This window comes from Kitasatospora sp. NPDC058406 (assembly GCF_042722765.1).
In the GTDB taxonomy this organism is placed as follows: domain Bacteria; phylum Actinomycetota; class Actinomycetes; order Streptomycetales; family Streptomycetaceae; genus Kitasatospora.
The window spans coordinates 20702-27461 of sequence record NZ_JBHXKE010000122.1; the positions used below are offsets into that span (position 1 = coordinate 20702).

General features: G+C 74.5%; 6 protein-coding genes. All 6 read left to right on the top strand.

Translation table 11 applies throughout. From position 1 onward, the window contains the following. The first annotated feature begins 36 nt into the window (after positions 1-36). The 6 genes from ACFWOG_RS23380 to pyrE all read left to right on the top strand — a co-directional run bounded on the left by ACFWOG_RS23380 (position 37) and on the right by pyrE (position 6666). On the top strand, positions 37-600 hold the full coding sequence (locus tag ACFWOG_RS23380) for a YbjN domain-containing protein (RefSeq protein WP_329884877.1): 564 nt from the start codon (positions 37-39) through the stop codon (positions 598-600). Positions 601-740: 140 nt separating this feature from the next. Beyond that, positions 741-1901 carry a pyridoxal phosphate-dependent aminotransferase gene (locus ACFWOG_RS23385; protein ID WP_329884876.1) on the top strand — a complete coding sequence of 387 codons (1161 nt, stop codon included), beginning with the start codon at positions 741-743 and terminating at the stop codon, positions 1899-1901. A gap of 475 nt (positions 1902-2376) precedes the next feature. Further along, the gene (locus tag ACFWOG_RS23390; RefSeq protein ID WP_329884875.1) at positions 2377-2904 is read left to right on the top strand and encodes a DUF2617 family protein; all 528 of its coding nucleotides are present in this window, start codon (positions 2377-2379) and stop codon (positions 2902-2904) included. Positions 2905-3040: 136 nt separating this feature from the next. Beyond that, positions 3041-4687, top strand: a complete 1647-nt coding sequence (locus ACFWOG_RS23395; RefSeq protein ID WP_380360741.1) for a polyamine aminopropyltransferase — start codon at positions 3041-3043, stop codon at positions 4685-4687. Positions 4688-4846: 159 nt separating this feature from the next. Beyond that, complete coding sequence (locus tag ACFWOG_RS23400; protein ID WP_380360743.1) at positions 4847-6100, top strand: hypothetical protein; 1254 nt, start codon at positions 4847-4849, stop codon at positions 6098-6100. A 29-nt stretch (positions 6101-6129) separates the two neighbouring features. Beyond that, on the top strand, positions 6130-6666 hold the full coding sequence (gene pyrE / locus ACFWOG_RS23405; RefSeq protein WP_329884873.1) for an orotate phosphoribosyltransferase: 537 nt from the start codon (positions 6130-6132) through the stop codon (positions 6664-6666). The last annotated feature ends 94 nt before the right edge of the window (positions 6667-6760 follow it).

Here is a 6760-nt window from a genome sequence, read left to right on the forward strand (position 1 = left end):
TTGCCGACCACCACGTGCACTGAGGAAGAGGACCCTATGAGCATCGACCCGTCGTCCATCCCGTCGTTCGGTGTCCCCCAGGGCGGGCAGCCGGGCGGTCAGGGCGGCCGTCCGGACGGCCCGCCGCCGATCATCGTCCCGGACCAGGCCCTGGTGGGCCAGCTCCTCGACCAGATGCAGCTGAAGCACGTCGTGGACGAGGAGGGCGACCTCACCGCCCCCTGGGAGGGCTTCCGCGTCTACTACATGTTCCGCGGTGAGCAGAAGGAGCTCTTCGCCGTCCGCGCGTTCTACGACCGCTCGTACCCCCTTGAGGACAAGGCCGAGATCCTCGACCTGATCGACGAGTGGAACCGCGAGACCCTCTGGCCCAAGGTCTACACGCACACCCACGAGGACGGCGTGGTCCGGCTGATCGGTGAGGCCCAGATGATCGTCGGCACCGGCGTCAACCTGGACTACTTCGTCACCACCACCGCCAACTGGACCCAGGCCGCGGTGGGCTTCGAGCAGTGGATCGTCGAGCGCCTCGGCCTGCAGAAGGACATCGAGGGCGAGGACGGCGAGGGCAAGCCCTCCGAGGGCACCGACGAGGCCTGATCCTCCGCCTCCGGCCCTCCGCCACGGCCCGCCACCGGCACTCCGGTGGCGGGCCGGCGCCGTTCCCGGCGGGCCGTCCTTGTCCCGGGCCCTCCCCTGGCCCGAGGATGGGGGTCGACCACGAGGTGTGAGGAGCCGTGATGGGTGCGAGGCCGCTGCTGAACCGCCGGCTGGAGGGGCTCGGCACCACGATCTTCGCGGAGATGTCCGCGCTGGCCGTGGCGACCGGTTCGATCAACCTCGGCCAGGGGTTCCCGGACACCGACGGGCCGGAGGCGGTGCGCGAGGCCGCCGTCCGTGCGCTGCGCGAGGGGCTCGGCAACCAGTACCCGCCCGGCCCCGGGGTCCCCGAGCTGCGCGCCGCGATCGCCGGTCACCAGCGGCGCTTCTACGGCCTCGCGTACGACCCGGACACCGAGGTGCTGGTCACCGCGGGCGCCACCGAGGCGATCGCCGCCACGCTGCTGGCGCTGCTGGAGCCGGGCGACGAGGTGATCGCCCTGGAGCCGTTCTACGACTCGTACGCCGCCTGCATCGCGATGGCGGGCGCCGTCCGCGTCCCGCTCACGCTGCGTGCCCCCGACTTCCGCCCCGACCTGGACCGGCTCCGGTCACTGGTCACCCCGCGTACCCGGCTGCTGCTGCTCAACTCGCCGCACAACCCCACCGGCCTGGTGCTCACCCCCGAGGAGCTGCGCGCGGTCGCCGAACTCGCCGTCGAGCGCGACCTCCTGGTGGTCACCGACGAGGTCTACGAGCACCTGGTGTTCGGCGGCGCCCACCACCCCGTCGCCGCCCTGCCCGGCATGCGCGAGCGCACCGTCTCCATCTCCTCGGCGGGCAAGACCTTCTCGTTCACCGGATGGAAGGTCGGCTGGGTCACCGCGTCGGCGCCCCTGGTCGCGGCGGTGCGCACCGCCAAGCAGTACCTGACCTACGTCAGCGCGGGACCCTTCCAGTACGCGGTGGCCGAGGCGCTGCAGTTGCCCGACGACTACTTCGCGGACTTCCGCGCGGATCTGCTGCACAAACGGGATCTGCTCGCGGACGGGCTGGGCGCCGCCGGTTTCCGGGTGTTCCGGCCGGCCGGCACCTACTTCATCACCACCGACATCACTCCGCTGGGCGAGAAGGACGGCATCGAGTTCTGCCGCACGCTGCCCGAGCGGTGCGGCGTGGTGGCGATCCCCAACGCGGTCTTCTACGACGACGTGGACGCGGGCCGCTCGCTCGTCCGCTTCACCTTCTGCAAGAAGGTCGAGGTCCTGGAGGAGGCGGTCACCCGGCTCGCCCGGCTCTGACCGATCTGCGGGACCTCTCGCACGTTCCGACGATTCGTCAACTCACCTGAACGGTAAGGGCTTTCCCTGCCGGTCGGGCAGTTTCCGATGCCCCGGCGGCATGCCACGATGACGGCCCGGCGCCGTGCGCCCGGCGCGGCGGGGCAGGGGGCGTACAGGTCGTGTGAACAGCGCATGAGCAGCTCACACGGCGTGCGATCCGGGGCGAGGGGCGCGCGCGGTGCATAGTCGCACACCGGGTCGATCAGAGCAGGGAAGCAGATGTGCTCGAAACGGTGAATGCTTGACAAAGTTGGGTAAATCACCGACGGACCCGGCGTATTCGTGCTTCTCTGCTGCTGAATCTCCAGCCGGAATCCTTCCTTCCACGGTCGGCCGCGCCCTGGACCGCACAGCCACGAACAGCCTCGCCCTTGCCTAGGCCAACTCGCTGCTGCTCGGCGGGCGCGCACGGAGCTGAAACGCGGAGCCGAGCATGCTCACCACTTTGCAGACCTCCTACACGGACACCCGCGCGGGTGACCTGGCCTGGTGCCTGGGCGGCGACCCGCTGCCCGCTCTCGCGGTCCGCGACCTGAGACTCGACGGCCCCGGCCACCCCGGCCCGCCCGGCACCCTCCAGCTGCGGCTGCTGGGCGCCTCGCACCAGGTGGTGATCACCGCCGGCCCGGGCCACTGCCTGGAGACCGTCGCCTGCCTGCCCGGTCGCCGAACGCCGCTGCCGGCCCGGGTCGCCAAACAGGTCGACGGCTGGGAGTACGAGTTCGCGGCCCGGATCGAGGCGTTGCCGCCCCACGACTTCGCCGCCCGCGCCCAGGAGTTGCTGGCACTGGTCGAGGGGCACCCGCGCGGCCTGGCCGGGGTCTTCCCCGGAGACCCCAGCGCCTTCACCGCCCTGGTCACCCAGGGCGGCGCGGACCGGCTGCTCTGGCGCACCTGGCACGCCTACCCGCAGGAGGGGCAGCTGGTCTGCACCCGGTCCTCGCTGGTGGTCCTCCGGTGACCGCGACGACCGAGCCCTCCATAGCCCTGCCGTCGATCTTTCATTCGTACGCAGGAACGATTCGTCAACCTGTCACGCCTAGCTGTCCGTCGAATGGGCGCAGCCGTCCGTCCCGAACGTCGCCTAGCGTTTGTTCGTGATCAACCATCCGGCCGGTCCGCCCCCCGCACAGCCGGGCCTCGACCTCGACGACGGCAGCCCACCCCGGCTCGGGCGGAGCCTGACCCCCCTGCCAGCCCGCCGTCGGTGCCGGCTGCGTTCCCGCCCGCGGCTCGCCCGACTGGCCGTCCTGCTGGCCGCGTTCGTCTGCGCGGCCTGCGGACTCGTCTACGAGCTGGAACTCGTGGCGCTCGGCGACTATCTGCTCGGGGACTCGGTCACCCAAACCTCCGTCGTCCTCTCCGTCATGGTGTTCGCGATGGGCCTCGGCTCACTGCTCGCCAAGCGGTTCACCAGCCGCCCGGCCACCGCCTTCGCCCTGGTCGAGTGCGCCCTCGCCCTCACCGGCGGCCTCTCCGTCCTGGCGCTCTACTCGTGCTGGGCCTGGATCGGCCGCTACCAGGCCGCCATGGTCGGCATGACCTGCCTGATCGGCGTGCTGATCGGCGCCGAGATCCCCCTGCTGATGACGCTCGTCCAACGGATCCGGCGGGAGGACGCCGGACGGGCCGTCGCCGACCTCTTCGCCGCCGACTACGTGGGCGCGCTCATCGGCGGGCTCGCCTTCCCGTTCCTGATCCTGCCCGCCCTCGGGCCCGGCAGCGGCGCCCTGGTCACCGGCGCGGTCAACGCCGTGGCCGGCTCCGCCGTGGTGCTCTGGCTCTTCCGCGAGGAACCGGCGCCGAGGGTCCGGCTGATGCTCTGGGGCGGCTGCGCCCTGGTGCTCGCGGTGCTCGCCGCGGCCGCCGCCTGGTCCGGCGCGGTCGAACGCGCCGCCCGGCAGGCGCTGTACGGCGGGCAGGTGCGGTACGCCCACGGCCGGTACCAGGAGGTCGTGCTCACCGGCCCCGCCGAGGGCCCGCTCCGGCTCTACCTGGACGGCCGGCTGGCGGTCTGCGGGCCGGACGAGTACCGGGGCAACGAGGCCCTCGTCCACCCCGCGATGGGAGCCGGCCCGGACGGCCGGGTCCTGGTGCTCGGCGGCGGCGACGGGCTGGCCCTGCGGGAGGTGCTGCGGCACGGCGGGGTCCGCTCGGTGCTGGTCGTCGATCCCGACCCGGCGCTCCCCCGGCTGGCCCGGACCGACCCGGCCCTCGCCGCCCTCTCCGGGCACTCGCTGGAGGACCCCAGGGTCCGCACCGCCGAGGCCGACCCGCTGGAGTGGCTGCGCACCACCCGCCCCGCTCCCGGCCGGTCCTTCGACGTGATCCTCGCCGACCTGCCGGCGCCCGCCGACGGCGGCCCGGCGAAGTTCCACTCCCAGGAGTTCTACGGCCTCACCACCCGGCTGCTCGCCCCCGGGGGGCGGCTCGCCGTCCGGGGCGGCGGCGAACCGGGCGGCCGGCACGGCCTCTGGCAGGTCGAGTCGGGCCTGCGCGCCGCCGGCCTGCGGACCGTCCCGTACGCGGTCGCGGGCAGCGCGACGGCCAGCTGCCGCCCCGGACCGGAGGGTGACCAGACCTTCCTGCTCGCCGCCGCCGCCCAGCCGCCGCTCTCGCTCGCCCCCGACGCGCCGCCCCCGCGCGCCCTCACCCCCGACGCCCTCCGCGCGTCCGCGGCCCGCCTCGCCGCGGCCCGCCCCGCCCGTCCACCCGCCGCCCTGACCCTGCTCGGCCCCCGCTGAGCCCCTCCGGCGCCCGGAGCCCGTACGGGGGCCCCGGCGCCCGTACGGGGCCGCTCCGGGCCCGGGGCCCCGACCCGGAACGGCCCCGGGGCGGGGCTCGGGCGACAGCTGGGGGACAGGGCGGGGCCCGGAACGGGTTCGGTCGGTAGGCTCCCTGACATGGAGCATGAGGTTGTCGTCCCGATGCCGGCCGGGCTGGTCCGGCAGGCCCTGCAGGATCCGGCGCTGCTGGCGCGTTCCGTGCCGGGGCTGAGCACCGAACCGGCTGCCGTCGGCAGCGGCCCGGCCGACGAGATCGCCGGGCGGCTGAAGCTGCGGATCGGCACCTCCACCATCACCTACAAGGGTGGTCTCTCACTGATCGAGGGCCGCGAGGGCGTGCTGACCGCGTTCGCCGAGGGCCAGGAGGCCCGCGGCAGTGGCGAGGCCACCGCCACCGTCCGGGTCAGCGTCGCCGACGGCGCCGAGGACGGCACGGCGGTGGTCCGCTTCACCGGCGACCTGACCGCCTCGGGGCGGCTGACCGAGTTCGACGACGAGACCCTCGCCGCGACCGGCCGCCGGCTGCTGGACCGGTTCGCCGCGGCCCTCGCCTCCCCCGACGGCGCGCCGGAGGTCGTCCCGGACGAGGACGAGGAGGCGGCCGTGGGCGCGGACGAGGCTCCGGGCGCGGCCCGGGAGCCCGCCGCGGAGGACCCCGGGAGCCCCGGGGACGCCGAGGACGGCCCGGCCCGCCAGGACGGCCGGGAAGCCGAGTCCCCCGACACCTCCGAGGACGACCGGGCCGACCGGGCCGACCGGCCCGCTCAGGGCACCGTAGACGCCGAGGACGGCCAGGACGCCGATGACGTCGAGGAGCCCGAGGACGCCGATGACGTCGAGGACGGCGGCCAGGACGACGAGGAGCCGCCGGGCACCGCCACCGTGGTGTTCCTGGAGGACCACCAGGAGGACCGCCAGGGCGAGCCCGGCGACGACCTCGACGACGACCTCTCCGACCTGATCGCCTTCTCCGACGCCGACGCCGAGCGCTTCGGCCTCCCCGTGGGTGACGTCGACCAGCCCGACCGCACCGCCGCCGGGGCCGGGGCCGAGGAGGCCGTCTCCGCCGACCTCCCCTCCGAGCTGCCCTTCGAGTACGAGCAGGACCCCGTGCTCGGCGGCCCGGTCCGCCGCAGCATCGTCGGCCGCTCCGCCGAGGAGGTCGACCACGCCCCGCCGCGCGGCCCGTACGCGCCCGCCCTGCCGGCCCGCAGCGCCCGGGCCCGCGCGGCCTCCCGCTGGGGCGGCGACGCCGGCGGGATCGTGGTGCCGGGCGTGGGCGGTCGCAGCGCGGTGCCGTGGGTGATCGGCGGCGGTGTGGCCCTGCTGGGCGGCGCGGTGGTGCTGGTCAGGGCCCTGCGCCGCCGTTAGCCGGGGGCCGCCCCCTAGACTGGACGCTCATGAGCAACGACCGCGACGCCCTGCTGGCACAGATCAAGGACAAGGCCGTCGTCCACGGCAAGGTCACCCTTTCCTCCGGCAAGGAGGCCGACTACTACGTCGACCTTCGCCGGATCACGCTGGACGGCCGCGCCGCCCCGCTGGTCGGCCGGGTGATGCTGGACGCCACCTCCCACCTGGAGTACGACGCCGTCGGCGGGCTGACGCTGGGCGCCGACCCGGTGGCCGCCTCGATGCTGCACGCCGCCGCCGCGCGCGGGCGTGAACTGGACGCCTTCGTGGTCCGCAAGGCGGGCAAGGCGCACGGCCTGCAGCGCCGCATCGAGGGCCCGGAGATCAAGGGCCGCCGGGTGCTGGCGGTCGAGGACACCTCCACCACCGGCGGCTCGGTGCTGACCGCCGTCGAGGCGCTGCGCGAGGCGGGCGCCGAGGTGGTCGGCGTGGCGGTGATCGTCGAGCGCGGCGCCGCCCCCGCCATCGAGGCCGCCGGCCTGCCGTACGTCACCGCGTACACCCTGGAGGACCTGGGCCTCTGAGCCCGGGCCCGCCGTCTGCGCGGCGACCCCGCCCGCTCCCTCCGCACCGCAACCGAACGGCCGGGGCCCGGTCCTGTTTCACGTGAAACAGGAC

Excerpts from the sequence above, each read along its gene's own strand:
- ACFWOG_RS23380 (WP_329884877.1), top strand. The coding sequence starts at position 37 with ATGAGCATCGACCCGTCGTCCATCCCGTCGTTCGGTGTCCCCCAGGGC.
- ACFWOG_RS23385 (WP_329884876.1), top strand. The coding sequence starts at position 741 with ATGGGTGCGAGGCCGCTGCTGAACCGCCGGCTGGAGGGGCTCGGCACC.
- ACFWOG_RS23390 (WP_329884875.1), top strand. The coding sequence starts at position 2,377 with ATGCTCACCACTTTGCAGACCTCCTACACGGACACCCGCGCGGGTGAC.
- ACFWOG_RS23400 (WP_380360743.1), top strand. The coding sequence starts at position 4,847 with ATGGAGCATGAGGTTGTCGTCCCGATGCCGGCCGGGCTGGTCCGGCAG.
- pyrE (WP_329884873.1), top strand. The coding sequence starts at position 6,130 with ATGAGCAACGACCGCGACGCCCTGCTGGCACAGATCAAGGACAAGGCC.